We start from the raw sequence: 17,351 nt of genomic DNA on the forward strand, positions 1-17,351 counted from the left end.
AGGGTCTGAGAGGCAGTGTTCACCTTCCGTTCACCTTCACGTGTGGTTCTGGTCGTCGAGAGGCCCCACCCTGGATGAGGACAGTGAGTCAGGGCTGCCACAGCCCTCAGCTGGAGGAGACTGGATGACCGCAATGCCGTCTGTCGAGGCCCGCCGCCCGACAGCGCAGGCCGCTGAGGAGACACCTCGTCTCATCAGCCCGTTCGAGCGTCTCGGTGTCACCGGGCGTGCTCTCGACGTCATCAACTGGCTGGCCGTGGTCGCGGCCGTCTATGTGCTGATCACCGCGGTCAACGTGATCGGCTCCGGCTTCAAGGCCGCCACCGGGGACCAGGCGGAGACGCTCTTCGCCTTCGCCACCAATCCGCTCATCGGCCTGATGATCGGTGTGGCCGCCACGGCGCTGACCCAGTCCTCCTCCACCACCACTTCGGTGACCGTCGGCCTCGTCGCCGGCGGGCTCCCGCTGGCTGTGGCGATCCCCATCATCCTGGGCGCCAACATCGGCACCACGCTGACGAACACTCTGGTCAGCCTCGGCATGATCAGGGACAGGGAGCAGTTCCGGCGCGGATTCGCCGCCGCCACCGTCCACGACTTCTTCAACCTCATGGCCGTGGCGATCTTCCTGCCGCTGGAGATGGCCTTCGGCATCCTCGAGCGCATCGCCACCTTCTTCGCCGATCGCGTCTCCGGCACCGACGGCGGCCTGGTGGCAGCGCTCTTCGGCGGCATCGGCGATCTCGTCAAGGCCGCCACCACTCCGCTCTCCGAAGGCATCCAGTACTCCCTGAGCTGGATCCCCGACCCGGTGCGCGGCATCGTGATGATCATCGTGGCCGTGGCGCTGATCCTGCTGGTCATCAACTTCATCGGCCGGATGCTGAAGGTGCTCATGGTCGGCCGCGCCAAGCAGGTCTTCAACGCGGCCATCGGCCGCGGCCCACTCAGCGGCATCGGCTCCGGCGCGCTGATGACCGTGATGGTGCAGTCCTCCTCCACCTCCACGGCGTTGATGGTCCCGCTCGCCGGCTCGGGCGCCTTCACTCTGCGCCAGGTGTATCCCTTCACCGTCGGCGCGAACATCGGCACCACCGTCACCGCGCTGATCTCCGCCTTCGCCTTCACCGGTATCGAGGCCCACTACGCGCTCATCGCCGCGCTGGTCCACCTGGCCTTCAACGTGCTCGCCACCCTGGTGATCTTCGGCCTGCCGTTCCTGCGGGACCTGCCGCCGCGCGGAGCCACCTGGCTGGCGAACCTCGCCGTGGAGAAGAAGATCTACGCCGCCGTCTGGGTGCTGGGCATCTTCGTGGTGCTGCCGCTGGTGCTGATCTTCGCCACCGTCATCTTCTGAGCATCCCGCGGCGGGTCTCCGATCCGACACCGGGGATCCGTTGTGCTGGAGGTCTACTCTGCGCCACAGTGGTGGCAGGGACCATGGGCGGCTGGCGCCCCGGACATCGAAGGGGCGAGGCGTGAGCGCTGAACACCACGAACATCATCCGGAGGATGGTGAGCACGTCAGGGAGCTCGAGGCTGAGCTTGAGAAGATCCTCCGTGAGGCCGAGTCCACGGTGGTGGAGCTCCGCAGGGAGCTCGCCGAGCAGCGGCAGCGCCGACTCCAGCACGAGGAGATCGAGCGGTTCGAAGAGCACCTCGCCAACTCCCGCGTCCGCTGGGAGGAGGTCAGGGACTTCTTCCAGGAGGTCCTCCACGAGATCCGCGGCCAGGAAGGTCCCGAACGGACCGGAGGTGCCGAAGAAGAGTCGGAGGATGACGACGAACGTCGGTGAGGGTGCTCAGACAGGGTCCACAGTGACCGTCAGCTCGACCGGGATCGCCAGACTGTTCGCGATGAAGCACTGCTCATGGGCCTGCCGGGCGAGATCTTGGACGACACCCTCCTCCGTCCCGGCCGCCACCTGGACCGTGATGTCCAGGCGGAGCGTGTCCAGACGCGCAGGTGCCTCCTGCAGGAGCAGCCGACTGGCGGCGGTGTCCGCATAGCCCACGACGTCCACCCCGGCGCGTGCGGCCGCGCCCAGGAAGCTGAGCATCTGGCAGGACGACGCCGCCGCCACCAGCATCTGCTCCGGATTGAGGCGGGAGGCGTCGCCCCGGAAGGCCGGGTCCGCGGTCATCGCGAGGCTCCCCTCCACTCCGGGGACCGTGACCTCATGGTCTCGGGAGTAGCCACGCACTCCGCCGCCGGTGGAGCCGGCGTCCGATGACACCGGCCAGGACAGTCTGGTCTCATACTCATGCTGTGTGGTGGTCATGCCCCCACCGTAGGCCGGCTTCGTTTCGGCTCTCACCGAAACGACGGCCTGGCATCATGGCAGCAGCATCGGGCATGATCGGCGCGGCACACGTGATCAGGACGGGCAGATGGCTGAGGCGAGAGACCGAGACTTCGCGAGGATCGGGGCCGCACTGGCGGCGCCGGCCCGATCGACGATGCTCAACCTGCTCATGGACGGCAGCCTGCGTCCGGCCGGAGACCTGGCGCGCGCGGCGAAGGTGAGTCCGTCCACCGCCTCGGAGCACCTGGCCGTCCTGGTGGAGGCGGGGATGATCACCTGCACGGCGCGAGGCCGGCGCCGTTGGTACGCCCTGGCGGGTCCGGAGGTCGCCGAGGCCCTGGAGGCGCTCGGCGCGATCAGCGATCCTGCGGAGATCCGGGGGTATGCGCTGAGCCGTCAGGCGGAGCGGCTCGCCGAGGCTCGGCTCTGCTACGACCACCTGGCAGGTCGGCTCGGCGTCGCACTCACCGAGGAGTGGCGGCGTCGTGCGTGGCTGGTCGGTGACCAGCTCGCGCTCACCGAGGCCGGCCATGCCGGGATCTCCACACTGGGCGTCGACGTTGACGCCGTGCGAAGCCTGCGGCGCACCACCACACGAGCCTGTCTGGACTGGACCATGCGGCGTCACCACCTGGCCGGAGCGCTCGGCGCGGCGGTCGCCTCCCGGTTTCTGGAGGTCGGATGGGTGCAGAAGCACCGCGCCGGCCGGGGTCTGACGCTCACCGACTCCGGACGCGGCCTTCTGGCGCGGGAATGGGATCTGCAGCTGGGCTGACCTGCCGCAGGGTCAGCGCATGTTGATGAACTGCAGGGCGGCGTCCTCGAAGTCCTTCAGCAGGGCGATGACCTCCTGCAGGTCATCCCGTGACTTCGACGTCACGCGAAGCTCGTCCCCCTGGATGGTGGCCTTCACCGACTTCGGCCCCTCGTCCCGGATGAGCTTGGTGATCTTCTTCGCGGTGGGCTGATCGATGCCCTCCTTGATGGCGCCCTCGATCCGGTACTCCTTGCCGGACGCGAACGGCTCTCCGCCGTCGAAGGACTTCAGCGAGATGCCGCGCTTGATCAGCTTGGAGCCGAAGACGTCCTGGATAGCCTTGGCCCGCTCCTCGGAGTTGGCCTTGATGAGGATGTTCTCCCCGGAGTAGTCGATCTCGGCACCGGTGCCGCGGAAGTCATACCGCTGGGCGATCTCCTTCTGCGCCTGGTTCAGGGCGTTGCTGACCTCCTGCTTGTCCACCTTGGAGACGATGTCGAAGCTGGAATCCTTGGCCATGGGTCCTCCTGATCTGCGGGATCGATGTCTGGGACGAGTCTATCGGCGTCCGCCGCCGTCGTCCTCAGACGAAGGTGGCCTCGTCCAATGCGCCCGAGGCGGCTCGGGAGACCAGCTGCGCGAGATCGGCCAGCACGGCGTCATCCTCTGGCAGCTGTGCCGCCGAGAAGCGCAGCAGGCCCGTCGGCAGCTCCGTGACGAAGCTGCCGGAGCCGACGTCGACGACCACGCCCTGTCCGCTCAGTGCCAGAGCCGCGGAGCGTTCGTCGGGGACCTCCACCCACACGGCCCAGCTGTGCTCACCGGCGCGGGCGTGCAGTCCCGCGGCCTCGAAGGCCTCCAGCGCCAGTCCACGGCGGATCGCGTAGTGGCCCCGGGCGGAGGTGATGCGGTGGGAGACCACCGGATCACGCAGCATTTCGACCAGGGCGTGCTGCAGAAGCCGGGAGTTCGACGCGACCCCTCCGGAGCGGTGCCGCAGGCAGGCCTGCACCAGCTTCCGCGGACCGGCCAGGGCGGAGGTGCGCAGGTCCATGCCGAAGGCTCGCTCGAAGCCGAGCACCCGCAGGGTCCGCTCCGGGAACAGGGCGTCAAGGGAAGGTACCTCGGGCGGAGCCAACGGCCCCAGCGGGTCATCCTCGATGATCACCACGTGCGGATGAGCCTGCAGCGCCCCCTCCAGCGCCAGGCCCCGCTGCGGGGTCAGCACGTGGCGATCGGAGAACGCCCCCTGCGGGGAGTGCACGAAGGCGACGGCGCCGGCCTCGAGGGCCTCGGCGAGTCGCTCCGGCAGGGGCCCGTGCTCGTCCACTGCGACGCCGACGGCGCGCAGCCCCATGGACTGCAGCACCGAGAGGTAGCCGGGGGAGGCCGGCTCCTCCACGGCGATGAGGTCTCCGGACGCCGCGACGGCGCGCGTGGCCAGCCAGAGCGCCTCGGTGCCGGAGCTGACGGTGATGAACTCCCGCGGCTGGTCGGTGAGCAGCTTCTGGAGCTCGCGCTGCAGGTCGGCCACCATGTGCTCTCGGCCCCAGGCGTTGATCCCGGGCTGCTTGAGCGCCTTGCTCAGGGGCTCGTCCAGCGGGGGCAGCAGACTGGGGTCCGGGCTGCAGTAGAGCAGGTCGACGCCGGCCCACCCGGAGAACTCTCCGGCCAGCGGGCCGCGTCCCTCGATGATGCGGGTGCCGCCGCGGCGGCGGGTCTCCACGAGGCCGCCCTCACGCAGCAGTGCCCAGGCCTGGGCCACGGTGCCCACGCTGACCCCGATCTCGGTGGCGACGTCGCGCACGGTGGGCAGGCGCATCCCGGCGCTGAGGACTCCTGCTGCGATGAGTTCGCGGACCTGTTCGGCGATCCCGGCGGGGCTGCGCTCCGTCAGAGAGCGGGCCAATGACTCGGCTTCGATGTCAGCCACGAAGCCTCCTTGGTTCTGGGCATGGCGGAAAAACGGGGCAGCCCCAGCCTACTGCGGAGTTCTGCACGTGCGGATTCGAAAAATCCCGAGGTCTTGGGTAAAGTTGTCTGGTGCCTCGGGGCCATGGGCTCCGACGGAAGGCCGGCGACGGCCAGACGGCAGATTACCCGAGCGGCCAAAGGGGGCTGACTGTAAATCAGCTGGCATTGCCTACGGGGGTTCGAATCCCTCATCTGCCACCGAGAGGAAGAGGCCCGGACCGTGTAGCGGTCCGGGCCTCTTCGCGTCCGGGCAGGGGCAGGCACGTGGTCTGCCCAGGCCGTTTCGCGGGGCGCTTAAGGCCTCTGCGACGACGACGGCGGAGCGGACAGCCGCCCGCCGGTCGCGTATCGTGGCCGCCATGGCTACCACCGACATCACCGCACAGGACTTCCAGAAGACGCTGGAGGACAACGAGATCCTCCTGGTGGACTTCTGGGCTGACTGGTGCGGCCCGTGCAAGCAGTTCGCCCCGGTGTACGAGAAGGTCTCCGAGGAGCACCCGGACGTGACCTTCGCCAAGGTCGACACCGAGGCCGAGCAGGAGCTCGCCGCCGCGGCGAGCATCAGCTCCATCCCCACGCTCATGGCGTTCCGCGAGAAGGTGCTGGTGTTCTCCCAGCCGGGGGCGCTCAATGCCGATCAGCTCACCGAGGTGATCACCGCGGTGAAGGGCCTCGACATGGAGGAGATCCACCGGCAGATCGCCGAGGACGAGGCCGAGGGCCAGCAGGCCTGACACACCCGGATAGACCATATGACGAAGGGCCAGGCTCCGCAGAGCCTGGCCCTTCGTCTGTCCGAGGGTGGGCGTCATCGACTCTCTGGAACTTCGTCCAATCCGGATCGCGACGTGCGACGAACATCACGTGCAAGCAGCCATTCCGACCCGATGAGCTGGGCCTCGAGGCTTGCCGAGCGTCCCGCGACCCACGAGGAGACGATGATGCGCACTTCCACCTTGTTCGCTGTTCCCGCACTGGCCCTCGGAGGCCTGGCCCTGACGGCCTCGCCGGCGATGGCGGATAGCCATGAGCACGACGCCTGGTCCGTGCAGACGTCCTTGGAGGAGCTCAACGGCAGCGGCACCTCTGGCGACGTCATGATCGAGATCCACGGCCAGGAGGCCACCGTCACGATGAACGTGACCGGTGCGGCCGAGGAGTTCATGGACGGTCCCTTCCCGCACGCCCAACACATCCACATCGGGGCACAGGGCGTGTGTCCCGGGCCCGAGGCCGACACTGACGGCGACGGAGTGGTGAGCACCCTCGAAGGCCACCACTTCTACGGTGACATCGGCACGTCGCTCACCACGGAGGGAGACACCAGCCCTGACTCCGGGCTCGCAGTGGACCGGTTCCCCGGGGGTGCGGAGTATTCCTATGAGCGGACGTTCGAGCTCGATGACGCTACTCTGACCTCCATCGAGGACGGCGACGCCGTCATCGTGGTCCATGGGGTGGACCCTGAGCTGATGCCGGAGGAGGCGGCTGAGAAGCAGAGCGACCTGGATCCGGAGCTGCCGCTGGCGGCGACGCTGCCGGCTGCCTGTGGGACGTTGACGGCATCGCAGATGGAGGAGATGCCCGACGGCGGTGCTGACACCGGAGCCCCGGTGCAGACCGAAAGCGGCACGAGCCTCGCCCTCGGGGGCGGTCTGCTGGCCATGCTGGCTCTCGGCGGAGGCGCCTGGGCTGTGCGGCGCCGGACCGTCCGCGCCTGAGAAGGGCCGGTCGACGACATGCCGATGACGCGCCCCGCCCGCCGCACAGGTGGTCTGGCCACCTGTGCGGCGGGGGTCGCGCTGCTCCTGGCCGGATGCACCTCGCCCGCCGCACCTGACTACGCCGAACCCCTGAACGCCGAACGAACCCCTGCCGCGCAGGATGAGGAGCCAACTCCAGGTACGGCCACGCCAGATCAAGAACGTCGGGAGCCCGGACTTCAGCAGGAGGAGCCTCAGGAGGAGGACGTTCCGGCGATGGAGCCGTCCGTGCCGGTCTCGATCGAGCTGCCGAGCATCGGGGTCGTCTCCGATGTCATGCGGCTGGGCCTGCAGGACGACGGCGTGATCGAGGTCCCACCGTACGGTGCAGGTTCGCCGGCGGGCTGGTACCGGCACAGCCCCACGCCGGGGGAGGTGGGACCCTCTGTCATCCTCGGGCATCGCAACGCCTGGGAGGGCGGACCCGGGATCTTCGCCGACCTTCCGGACATGGCAGTCGGCGACACCGTCGAAGTGCCTCGGGAAGACGGATCCGTCGCCGAGTTCACGGTCTATCGGACCGACAGGTTCGTCCAGGAGGAGTTCCCCACGCTGGACGTCTACGGGAACACCGCCGGACCGGAGCTGCGTCTGATCACCTGTGACGGGCTGAATCAGGAGACCGGAGAGCTGGAGGACAACTTCATCGTCTACGCGTCCCTCCAGGGATGAGCGCCGGGCCGGCCCGGGCAGCGCGTCACCGGCTCCGGTGGTCCGCAGGGCTCAGCCGGGGGCCGAACTTCTGGTGCCGGTATCCGCTCACCCGGATCAGCCGCACCACCCTCTGGCGGTGCCCCCGCCAGGGGCGCAGGATCCGCAGCATGCCGGCGTCGTCGGTCCTGCTCCCGGTCAGCGCCTCGCCCACCAGGGCGGGCAGGTGATAGTCACCCACGGCCAGCAGGTCGGCGGCGCCGTGTGTGCGCTGCAGGGCCTCTGCGGCCGTCCAGGGCCCGACCCCGTCGATCGCGGTCAGTCTCCCGGCCAGCTCTTCCACGGATCTCACGCCGGCCGGGCTTCCCGCCAGCCGGTGCAGCGCGGAGGCGCGCTCGGCCACCCGCCGGATGGTGGCCGCCATCGGCGGCTGGACCCACATCTGATGCCATTCCCAGGACGGCACCGCGTGCAGCTGCCTGGCCGTGAGGGGCAGCCGCATCCATGCCGGAGCCGGTCCGGGCGGGCGCTCTCCGTGCCGGCGCAGCAGCTGTCGCCACCCGTGGCGGGCCTGATCATGGGTGACCTTCTGCTCCAGGACCACGGTCACCAGCTGATCCAGCAGCTGTCCGCTGGAGGGCAGACGCACTCCCGGGTGACGACGGCGGATCCTTTCCAGCCCGGCTGACTGCTCGTCATCGGAGGCCTCGAGCAGAAGCTCGAACCCCGCCCAGTCGTCCTCAGCGCCCAGCAGCGCGGGCACACGTGCCAGCGCCGTCCGGGCGAGCTCCGTCGGAGAGGCCTCCGCCCCGGCGCACCAGGCCCGGGCGCGGACTCGCGTGGCGTCGACCTGGTCCAGGCGCAGCAGCGCCTGCCCCTGCTCCAGGGCGGACGCAGGGGACCAGAGGCGGAAGCAGGCCCACGCGCCCGCACCCGGTGTGCCTCCAGAGCCGCCTCGGTGGGCGACGGGATCCACCCGGAACGCCGGGTCGCCGGCCCCGCGCTGAATGATCTCCAGGCTGCGCGGCAGGTCGTAGGGGGTCCCGAGGTCGACGATGAGCTCGCCGTCCGGACTCCCTGCGCTCGGCTGGTGGATCACCCGTCCATGGAAGCACAGCACCATGACATGTTGCGCCGTGAGTCCGGCGCGGGCGGCGGCCCGGAGCCATGTCCGCCCGCGCCGGTAGGCTGAGAGCATGAGATATGCCCAGTCCGTCGTCGACCTCATCGGCGGCACGCCGTTGGTGAAGCTCAACCGCGTCACAGAAGGAATCTCCGCCACCGTCCTGGTGAAGCTGGAGTACCTCAACCCCGGCGGGTCCATCAAGGACCGCATCGCGCTGAAGATGATCGAGGAGGCCGAGGACGACGGTCGGCTGCGCCCCGGCGGCGTCGTCGTCGAGCCGACCTCCGGCAACACCGGTGTGGGACTGGCTCTGGTGGCCCAGCAGAAGGGTTACCGCAGCGTCTTCATCACCGTGCCGAAGGTCGCCCAGGAGAAGCGTGACGTGCTGCGCGCCTACGGCGCCGACGTCGTCGTCGGGCCCAGCGGCGTCTCCGCGGAGTCACCGCTGTCCTACTACGGGGTCTCCGATCAGATCGCCGCCGAGATCGAAGGGGGCTACAAGCCGGACCAGTTCTCCAACCCCGCCGCACCGGCCTCGCACTATGAGACCACCGGTCCGGAGATCTGGGAGGACACCGAAGGCCGCATCACCCATCTGGTGGTCGGCGCGGGCACCGGCGGCACCGTCACCGGCACCGGACGCTATCTCAAGGAGGTCTCCGCCGACCGCGAGACCGGCCCGGTGAGAGTCGTCGTCGCGGACCCCGACGGCTCCATCTACTCCGGAGGAGAGGGACGTCCCTACTTCGTCGAGGGCGTGGGCGAGGACGTCTGGGTGGCGAACTACGACGCTTCCGTGCCGGATGAGAAGCATGCCATCACCGACGCCGAGTCCTTCGCAATGGCGCGGCGGCTCGCCACCGAGGAGGGGCTGCTGGTCGGCGGCTCCTCCGGCACCGCGGTGGCCGCGGCGTTGAAGCTGGCCGCTGAGCTGGGACCCGACGATGTCGTCGTCGCGGTGCTGCCGGACTCCGGCCGCGGCTATCTCGGCAAGATCTTCAACGACCAGTGGATGATCGACCACGGCTTCGGCGCCGTGGTGTCCACCTCCACCGGCACCGAGATCAGCGTGGCCAGCCAGGAGGAGATCAGCGCGGCCGTGCGCGACGGCGTCATCGGGACCGATGCCTCGCCCGCTCCCGGCACCGGGGCCAAGGACCCGTCCTCGACGACCGCCGCCGACGTGCTCGCTGCCAAGCGCGACACCGTCGGGGAGGCGCTGCCGGAAGTGATCTCCATCCCGCGCACCACCACCCTGCGCGATGCGGTGTCGGTGATGAACCGCTACGGCATCGACATCGTCCCGGTGATCGACCAGCCCGGACGCGTGGCGCGCATCGGCGAGGTGTACGGCATCGTCGATGTGGAACGGCTCTCCGAGGACCTCATCGTCGGGCACGCCGATCCGCGCGACGAGGTGGCCAACCACCTGCGTGAGAACCTGCCGCTGGTCGGCATCACCGAGACCGTGGACCAGGTCCTGGCGAAGCTGCGCCGGGACCCGACCCTGCTGGTGGCTGAGGACGGCGACATCGTCGGAGTGCTCACCCGCAATGATCTGTTGGCGCACCTCAGCGGTGCAGAGGAGGACTGATGACCCATCACCATGACGACGCAGGCGCCCAGCGCGCCCGCGGCTTCTCCACTGATGCGATCCACGCCGGCCAGGACCTCGACGAGGTTTTCGGCGCCGTGGTGCCGCCCCTGCACTTCTCCACCACCTTCGCCCCCGACGGCATCGGCAATCTGCGCAACGGCTACGACTACGGCCGAGCGGGCAACCCGACTCGCACCGCGCTGCAGACCCAGCTGGCCGCCGTCGAGGGCGGCGGGCACGCCTTCAGCTTCGGCTCCGGGCTGGCCGCCGAGGACGCGCTCATCCGGGCCGTGATGCGCCCGGGGCAGCGGATCGTGATGGGCAACGACGCCTACGGCGGCAGCTACCGCCTGATCAGCCGGATCCATGGCGACTGGGGCATCGCGAACACTCCGCTGGACCTCTCCGACCACGAGCGGGTCGCCGCCGAGCTCGACGGTGACGACGCCACCCTCCTGTGGGTGGAGACCCCGTCCAACCCGCTGATGACCGTGGTGGACGTCCCGAAGCTGGCCGAGATCGCCCACGCCCGCGGCGCGTTGCTGGTCGTGGACAACACCTTCGCCACCCCGTATCTGCAGAAGCCGCTCACCCTCGGCGCGGACATCGTGGTGCACTCCACCACCAAGTACATCGGCGGCCACTCCGACGTCGTCGGCGGTGCGGTGGTGCTGGGCTCCGACGATGCGGCGGCGGAACTGGCCGAGAAGGTCGCCTTCCAGCAGTTCGCGGTCGGCGCGGTCTCCGGGCCGCTGGACGCTTACCTGACCACACGCGGGCTGAAGACCCTCGGGGTGCGTATGGACCGGCACTGCAGCAACGCCCAGACGATCGCCGAGCACCTGGTGGACCACCCCGGCGTCGAGCGGGTGCTCTACCCGGGGCTGCCGGACCACCCCGGTCACGAGCTGGCGAAGACCCAGATGAGCGGCTTCGGCGGTATGGTCTCGCTCCAGCTGGTCGGCGGGGAGCCCGCCGCGCGGAAGGTCGCCGAGGCCACGCGCCTGTTCGTGCTCGCCGAGTCGCTGGGCGGCATCGAGTCGCTCATGAACTACCCGCATGAGATGACTCACGCCTCGGTGCGCGGCACCGAGCTGGCGGTGCCGGAGAACCTGCTGCGGCTCTCCGTGGGCATCGAGGACGTCACCGACCTCATCGATGACCTGGACAAGGCGCTCGCCGGGCTCTGAGCCGACACGCTCCGTGATGCCTCTGCGGTTCGGGTCCCTACACTGTCGTCCATGAGTCTCGACCCTGTCTCCTCTCCGGCCTGTCTGGCCGCCGCCGCGCAGCGGCTGGGCATGACCGGCACCGTGGACGCCGTCTGCGTGGTGGACCAGTTGGTCCGCGACGACGCCGGCCCTGTCGGGATCACCGGCATCGACAAGCGCCCCGTCGAGGGTGCAGTCAGGGTGCGCACCCTCGGCCTGCACGGCGACGTCCAGGCCGACCGGAAGCATCACGGGGGCGAGGAGAAGGCCGTGTACGCCTACGCGGCCGCCGACGCCGCCTGGTGGGCAGAGCAGCTGGGCCAGGAGATCCCGCCTGGCACCTTCGGCGAGAATCTGCGGATCTCCGGCGCCGATGGTGAGGGCTTCGACGTCGACGGCGCCCACCCGGGCGAGCGCTGGCGTGTGGGGGAGCGGCTGATCCTGGAGGTCACCCGCCCGCGGATCCCGTGTGCGACGTTCGGTCGGCGGATGGAGCAGCCCGGCTGGGTGAAGCGGTTCCTGCAGGCTGGGCGGCCTGGTACGTACTTCCGGGTCGTCACGCCCGGAGAGGTCCGTGCCGGTGACCAGGTGGAGATCATCTCCGTGGCCGAGGCGCCGGAGATGACGATCCGCGAGCTCGCCTTGGCCAAGAGCCCGACGGCGGCCCGCCCGAACGACTGACGGGCGTGTCGGGCAGCCCCATACGGGCAGTCCTCCCACCCTGCGTTGAGATGGTGAGTTTCCGCCCGAATGGGTGCCGAATCGATGTTATTCCGGCGGAAACTCACCATCTCAACTCCGGGGGAGGGGGCGCCCGCAGACGTGATGTTCGTCTCGGGATGCGGGGGATCTCCTCTGCGTGCCCTACACTTGAAGAGCATTCTCCGGAAGATCCCGTCTTCTCTTGCTACTCCAGCTTCTCTGCACCGATGATCGGTGCGCGCCGATCCGTTCGGCGCCTGAGGAAGCTGTCGAGGTTCGTGTGTGTTTTCACGGGTCGACTCCGGAGCCCACCAGTGGCCGCAGAGTCCCCGTCCCATCACGCCCCACCAGAGCACGTGCACCCTGCCCTGCCCTTGACGCGAAGTCGAGCAGAGGCGGTCGACGCCCGTGTGCAGAGGGCGAGCGCGGGGACTCGAGGCCGCCCATCATGACGAAGGAGCCTCACCCATGAGCACACCCACCGTTGAGACGCCGGACACCCCCGATTCCGTCGAGAGCCCAGAGCAGACCGAGACTCCGGAGAACGCCCCGCAGCAGGTCGAGCAGCAGGACCAGTCGCAGCCCGAGCAGGCCGAGAAGCCGGCCGAGCCCGAGCAGGAGGCTCCGAAGCAGGAGGGCCCCCGTTTCGTGGACCTGGGCCTGGACCCTCGTGTCCTGGCCGTCACCGAGCGGCTCGGCTACGAGACCCCCTCGCCGATCCAGGCGCAGACCATCCCGCTGCTGAACCAGGGCCGTGACGTCGTCGGCCTGGCCCAGACCGGCACCGGCAAGACCGCAGCGTTCGCACTGCCGGCCCTGACCCACATGGCTCGTGCCGCCGACGCCGGCGAGGTGGGCACCGCCCCGCAGACGCTGGTCCTCGCCCCCACCCGTGAGCTGGCCCTGCAGGTGGCGGAGGCGTTCTCCACCTACGCCGCCGACATCGACGGCCTCACCGTGCTGCCCATCTACGGCGGTGCGCCCTACGGCCCGCAGCTGTCCGGCCTGCGCCGTGGTGCCAACGTCGTGGTGGGCACTCCCGGCCGTGTGATCGACCACCTCTCCCGCGGGTCGCTGGACCTCTCCGAGATCCAGCACCTGGTGCTCGACGAGGCCGACGAGATGCTGCGCATGGGCTTCGCCGAGGAGGTCGACCAGATCCTGGAGCAGACTCCTGCTGACAAGCAGACTGCGCTGTTCTCGGCGACGATGCCGCGGGCCATCCGCCGGATCTCTGCCAACTACCTCAATGACCCGGTGGAGGTCTCGGTCAAGTCGACCACGTCGACCTCGTCGACCATCAACCAGCGTTACGTGCAGGTCCGTCACTCCTCCAAGCTGGAGGCGCTGACCCGCATCATGGAGACCGAGGCGCACGACGCCGCCATCGTCTTCGTGCGCACCCGCTCGGCCACCGAAGAGGTCGCCAACCGGCTGAGTGCCCGCGGCTTCCGTGCCACGGCCATCAACGGCGACATCCCGCAGAAGCTGCGCGAGGCCACCGTGGACAACCTGCGCAACGGTCGGGTGGACGTGCTTGTCGCCACCGACGTCGCCGCCCGCGGGCTCGACGTCGAGCGGATCAGTCACGTGTTCAACTACGACATCCCGCTCGACACCGAGTCCTATGTGCACCGCATCGGGCGCACCGGCCGCGCCGGACGCTCCGGCCAGGCCGTGCTGTTCGTGACTCCGCGGGAGCGGCGCCTGCTGCGGGCCATCGAGAAGGCCACCCGTCAGAAGGTGGAGCCGATGTCCATGCCGACGGTGGCCGATGTGAACGCCTCGCGTCTGCAGCGGTTCTCCGAGCGGATCACTCAGACGCTCTCCTCCGAGGACCTGGAGGAGTACCGCGGGCTGGTGAGCTCCTACGTGTCCGAGCAGAACACCCCGGCCGAGGATGTGGCCGCCGCCCTGGTGGCGATGGTCCACGACGGGCGTCCGCTGCTGCTCGACGAGAAGGGCTCCGACGAGCTGGTCCGCGAGGCCGAGCGTGCCGGCCGGGAGCGCGATGACGACCGTGCTGAGCGCGGTCCGCGCTCCGACAGGGGCGACCGGGGCCCGCGTGCTCCTCGCGAGGCTGGGCCGGGCAACTCCATGTACAAGATCGCCCTGGGGCGTCGCGACGGCGTGGCACCCGGTCACATCGTCGGTGCCATCGCGAACGAGGCGGGCCTGCCGGCGAAGAAGATCGGCGGGATCGACATCCGCAACACCCACTCGCTGGTGGAGCTGCCTGAGCACCTCTCCAGTGACCAGTGGGAGGCGCTGGCCAAGACGCGGATCGGCGGCGAGCTGATCCGTCTGGAGAAGGACTCCGGCGCCGGAAGCCGTGGTGGTGACCGTGGTGGCGACCGTGGTGCGCGCAGCGGGCACCGCAAGGGCGGTTTCGGCGGCGACAAGGCAGAGCGTCAGCGCAAGCCGCGTTGGCGCTGAATCCCCGCATGATCCAGTGACGGACGTCTCTCTATCCCGGTTTTTGCCGCTGGCAGGGCTGGTGGTAGAGTTTCATGCCGTTGCCCCAATAGCTCAGTGGTAGAGCGCAGTCTTGGTAAGACTGAGGTCCCGGGATCGATTCCCGGTTGGGGCTCTGGATGAGAGCCCGCGCAGCGCATCTCGCGCGGCGCGGGCATTTCTCATTCTGTGGCGGTGTAGCTCAGCTGGTTAGAGCGCACGACTCATAATCGTGAGGTCGCGGGATCGAGCCCCGCCACCGCTACCGATGCCTGACGATGACGCGGCCCCCGGACCACCACGGTCCGGGGGTCGCGTCATCTCTGTGCGGCAGCAGAGGCCCGCCTCAAGGCCTGGGCCGCGCGGGATCCAGCACGGCCCGCGGTCAGCCCGGCGCTAAGCTGTGGAGCATGCCGACATTACCGGAGCTGCGCTCCGCCCTGCTGCACCATCTCAGGTATTCCGTCGGCGTCGAACCGGACCGTGCGAGCGTGCTCGACTGGCGTGTGGCGCTCTCGCACGTGCTGCGCGACAGGGCGACGGCCCCGTGGCTCGAGGCCGCACGGCGCACCCGGGATGAAGGACTCAAGAGCGTCAACTACCTCTCCATGGAGTTCCTCCCGGGCCGGCTCCTTGAGGATGCCGCCATCAATCTGCAGCTGCGTGATGCCGTGGTCGCCGCGTTCGACGACCTGGGCGTGAACGTCGCCGACGTCGTCGACGACGAACCGGATCCGGCGCTCGGCAACGGGGGGCTGGGACGTCTGGCCGCCTGCTACCTCGAGTCGATGTCCACTCTGGGATGTCCGGCCTATGGCTACGGCCTGCGCTATGAGCGCGGACTCTTCCGGCAGCACTTCGAGGACGGGCGACAGATCGAGCGCCCGGACGAGTGGCTCTCCCACGGTGATCCCTTCAGCTTCACGCGACCCGAGACGGCCTACGAGGTGCGGTTCGGCGGCGAGCTCGACGAAGTCGACGGGCGCGAGGTGTGGCGCCCGGCGACCCGGATCATCGCGGCCGCGCACGACACACCGGTCGTCGGCTACGGGGGCGGGTGGGTCAACACGTTGCGTCTGTGGTCAGCGCTCCCGGGCGGCGACCTGCTCGATCTCGACCGGTTCAATGCCGGCGACTTCATGGGGGCGGCCGACCTCGAGACCTGGGCCCGCACGCTGAACCGGGTGCTCTACCCGACGGACACCACGGATCTGGGCAGGGAGCTGCGTCTCTCCCAGGAGTACTTCCTCACGTCCGCCTCGGTGCAGGACGTGCTGCGGCGGTCCCTCGCCACGCAGGACGACCTGCGTCGCCTGCCGGAGCAGGCGGCCATCCAGATGAACGACACACATCCCGCAATCGCCGGTCCCGAGCTGATCCGCCTGCTCGTCGACGACCACGGATTCGCCTTCGACGGCGCCGTCGACCTGGCCACGCAGGTGCTGAGCTACACGAACCACACGCTGCTGCCCGAGGCTCTCGAGATGTGGCCCGTCGACCTGATGCGCCATCTGCTTCCCCGCCACCTGCAGATCATCGAACGGCTGGACCGGAGGATCCATGAGGTCCACGGTCACGCGGCGGACGAGGTGCATCTCATCGAGCACGGTCACGTCAGGATGGGTGACCTCGCGTTCGCGACCAGCCACCGGGTCAACGGCGTCTCAGCGCTGCACACCGACCTGGTGAGCCGGAACCTCTTCCCTCACCTCGAGGCGCTCACGCCGGGTCGCCTCATCAACGTCACCAACGGGATCACACCGCGCCGCTGGCTCAAGCTCGCCAATCCTGCGCTCGCGGACCTCGTCACCGAGAGGATCGGCCCGGGCTGGGAGTCCGACCTCGAGCGGCTGCGCGACCTCGAGCACCACGCGGAGGATGCCGGCTTCCTGGAGGCCTTCGGGAGCGCCAAGCACCAGGCGAAGCGGCGCCTGGCGTCGTGGCTCGCCGATGAGCACGCGATCGAGCTTCCGCTGGGCTCGCTCATCGACGTGCAGGCCAAGCGTCTGCACGAATACAAGCGACAGCTGCTGAACATCCTGTGGACCGTCTCGCGCTGGCAGAGGATCAAGGCGGATCCGGAGGCCGACTGGGTGCCTCGGGTCAAGATCTTCGGCGGCAAGGCCGCACCGAGCTACGCGGCCGCCAAAGACATCATCCGGCTGATCAACGACGTCGGGCGAGTCATCAACGACGACCCCGAGACGCGCGACAGACTGCGCGTCGTCTACCCGCCGAACTACAACGTCACGATGGCCGAGAAGCTCATTCCTGCGGCAGACCTGTCCGAGCAGATCTCGACGGCGGGCATGGAGGCCTCCGGCACCGGCAATATGAAGTTCGCGCTCAACGGAGCGCTCACGATCGGCACCCTCGACGGGGCGAACGTCGAGATCCGCGAACAGGTCGGCGCCGAGAACTTCTTCCTCTTCGGACTCACGGGCGAGGAGGTCACGGCGCGCCGCGAGCAGCCGGACCACGCACGGACGGCGATCGAGCAGAGCCAGGCGCTGCAGGATGTGCTGCAGGCTGTCGCAGAGGGCACGTTCAGCCCTGACGAACCGGGCCGCTACGGCAGTCTCCTCGACCACCTGTGGACCAGCGACTGGTTCCTCGTCGCCGCTGATTTCGACGCTTACAATTCCTCCCAGGAGCTGGTAGACAGGACGTACCGCGATCCGCAGCGGTGGCAACGCATGGCGGTGCTGAACATGGCTCGGGTCGGCTGCTTCAGTTCCGACCGCGCCATAGGCCAATACATGAAGGAGATCTGGGACATCCCTCCGGCGCAGTGACCGTCTTCTCCT

The 17,351-nt window shown here is 69.0% G+C and carries 15 protein-coding genes and 3 tRNA genes; 14 read left to right on the forward strand and 4 right to left on the reverse strand.

The annotated features are described in order from the left end of the window. Positions 1–124 precede the first annotated feature (124 nt). Positions 125–1,357 (forward strand): Na/Pi symporter, encoded by a 1,233-nt coding sequence (locus tag ODE13_RS02720; RefSeq protein ID WP_322477898.1) that lies wholly within the window; start codon positions 125–127, stop codon positions 1,355–1,357. Between the two features lie 121 nt (positions 1,358–1,478). Further along, the gene (locus ODE13_RS02725; protein WP_322477899.1) at positions 1,479–1,796 is read left to right on the forward strand and encodes a hypothetical protein; all 318 of its coding nucleotides are present in this window, start codon (positions 1,479–1,481) and stop codon (positions 1,794–1,796) included. 6 nt (positions 1,797–1,802) lie between these two features. Here the strand turns inward: ODE13_RS02725 and ODE13_RS02730 are convergent, their stop codons facing one another. Further along, on the reverse strand, positions 1,803–2,282 hold the full coding sequence (locus ODE13_RS02730; RefSeq protein WP_322477900.1) for an OsmC family protein: 480 nt from the start codon (positions 2,280–2,282) through the stop codon (positions 1,803–1,805). A gap of 109 nt (positions 2,283–2,391) precedes the next feature. Between ODE13_RS02730 and ODE13_RS02735 the strand changes: the two genes are divergently transcribed. After that, positions 2,392–3,081: a metalloregulator ArsR/SmtB family transcription factor gene (locus tag ODE13_RS02735; RefSeq protein ID WP_322477901.1), complete on the forward strand. Its 690-nt coding sequence runs from the start codon at positions 2,392–2,394 to the stop codon at positions 3,079–3,081. A 12-nt stretch (positions 3,082–3,093) separates the two neighbouring features. Here the strand turns inward: ODE13_RS02735 and ODE13_RS02740 are convergent, their stop codons facing one another. Beyond that, on the reverse strand, positions 3,094–3,582 hold the full coding sequence (locus ODE13_RS02740) for a YajQ family cyclic di-GMP-binding protein (RefSeq protein WP_179540949.1): 489 nt from the start codon (positions 3,580–3,582) through the stop codon (positions 3,094–3,096). Between the two features lie 64 nt (positions 3,583–3,646). Next, entirely contained in the window at positions 3,647–4,996 is a 1,350-nt protein-coding gene (locus ODE13_RS02745) for a PLP-dependent aminotransferase family protein (RefSeq protein WP_322477902.1), read from the reverse strand. 157 nt (positions 4,997–5,153) lie between these two features. On the opposite strand from ODE13_RS02745, the gene ODE13_RS02750 reads away from it, so the two are divergent. From ODE13_RS02750 to ODE13_RS02765, 4 genes are all read left to right on the forward strand, one after another. Continuing rightward, positions 5,154–5,235 (forward strand) — tRNA-Tyr (locus ODE13_RS02750). 71 nt (positions 5,236–5,306) lie between these two features. Then, positions 5,307–5,774: a thioredoxin gene (gene trxA / locus ODE13_RS02755; RefSeq protein ID WP_416210568.1), complete on the forward strand. Its 468-nt coding sequence runs from the start codon at positions 5,307–5,309 to the stop codon at positions 5,772–5,774. 204 nt (positions 5,775–5,978) lie between these two features. Continuing rightward, positions 5,979–6,761, forward strand: a complete 783-nt coding sequence (locus tag ODE13_RS02760) for a hypothetical protein (RefSeq protein WP_322477903.1) — start codon at positions 5,979–5,981, stop codon at positions 6,759–6,761. 24 nt (positions 6,762–6,785) lie between these two features. Further along, on the forward strand, positions 6,786–7,475 hold the full coding sequence (locus ODE13_RS02765; protein WP_322477904.1) for a class F sortase: 690 nt from the start codon (positions 6,786–6,788) through the stop codon (positions 7,473–7,475). A 25-nt stretch (positions 7,476–7,500) separates the two neighbouring features. On the opposite strand, the gene ODE13_RS02770 is transcribed toward ODE13_RS02765, so the two are convergent. After that, on the reverse strand, positions 7,501–8,652 hold the full coding sequence (locus ODE13_RS02770) for a 3-methyladenine DNA glycosylase (protein ID WP_322477905.1): 1,152 nt from the start codon (positions 8,650–8,652) through the stop codon (positions 7,501–7,503). Between ODE13_RS02770 and ODE13_RS02775 the strand changes: the two genes are divergently transcribed. From ODE13_RS02775 to ODE13_RS02805, 7 genes are all read left to right on the forward strand, one after another. After that, positions 8,651–10,174, forward strand: a complete 1,524-nt coding sequence (locus tag ODE13_RS02775; protein ID WP_322477906.1) for a pyridoxal-phosphate dependent enzyme — start codon at positions 8,651–8,653, stop codon at positions 10,172–10,174. The two genes, ODE13_RS02770 and ODE13_RS02775, sit on opposite strands and share 2 nt — an antisense overlap. Then, a complete protein-coding gene (locus ODE13_RS02780; protein WP_322477907.1) occupies positions 10,174–11,367 on the forward strand; it encodes a cystathionine gamma-synthase in 1,194 nt (397 codons plus the stop codon). Before ODE13_RS02775 ends, ODE13_RS02780 begins: the two co-directional genes overlap by 1 nt. Positions 11,368–11,418: 51 nt before the next feature. Beyond that, a complete protein-coding gene (locus ODE13_RS02785) occupies positions 11,419–12,069 on the forward strand; it encodes an MOSC domain-containing protein (protein ID WP_322477908.1) in 651 nt (216 codons plus the stop codon). Positions 12,070–12,558: 489 nt separating this feature from the next. Next, a complete protein-coding gene (locus ODE13_RS02790) occupies positions 12,559–14,526 on the forward strand; it encodes a DEAD/DEAH box helicase (protein ID WP_322477909.1) in 1,968 nt (655 codons plus the stop codon). An 82-nt stretch (positions 14,527–14,608) separates the two neighbouring features. Then, a tRNA-Thr gene (locus tag ODE13_RS02795) sits at positions 14,609–14,680 on the forward strand. Positions 14,681–14,735: 55 nt separating this feature from the next. Next, positions 14,736–14,809, forward strand: a tRNA-Met gene (locus ODE13_RS02800). 145 nt (positions 14,810–14,954) lie between these two features. After that, entirely contained in the window at positions 14,955–17,339 is a 2,385-nt protein-coding gene (locus tag ODE13_RS02805; RefSeq protein WP_322477910.1) for a glycogen/starch/alpha-glucan phosphorylase, read from the forward strand. Positions 17,340–17,351: the final 12 nt, after the last annotated feature.

This window comes from Nesterenkonia sp. HG001 (assembly GCF_034438835.1).
Taxonomy (GTDB): Bacteria; Actinomycetota; Actinomycetes; order Actinomycetales; family Micrococcaceae; genus Nesterenkonia; species Nesterenkonia xinjiangensis.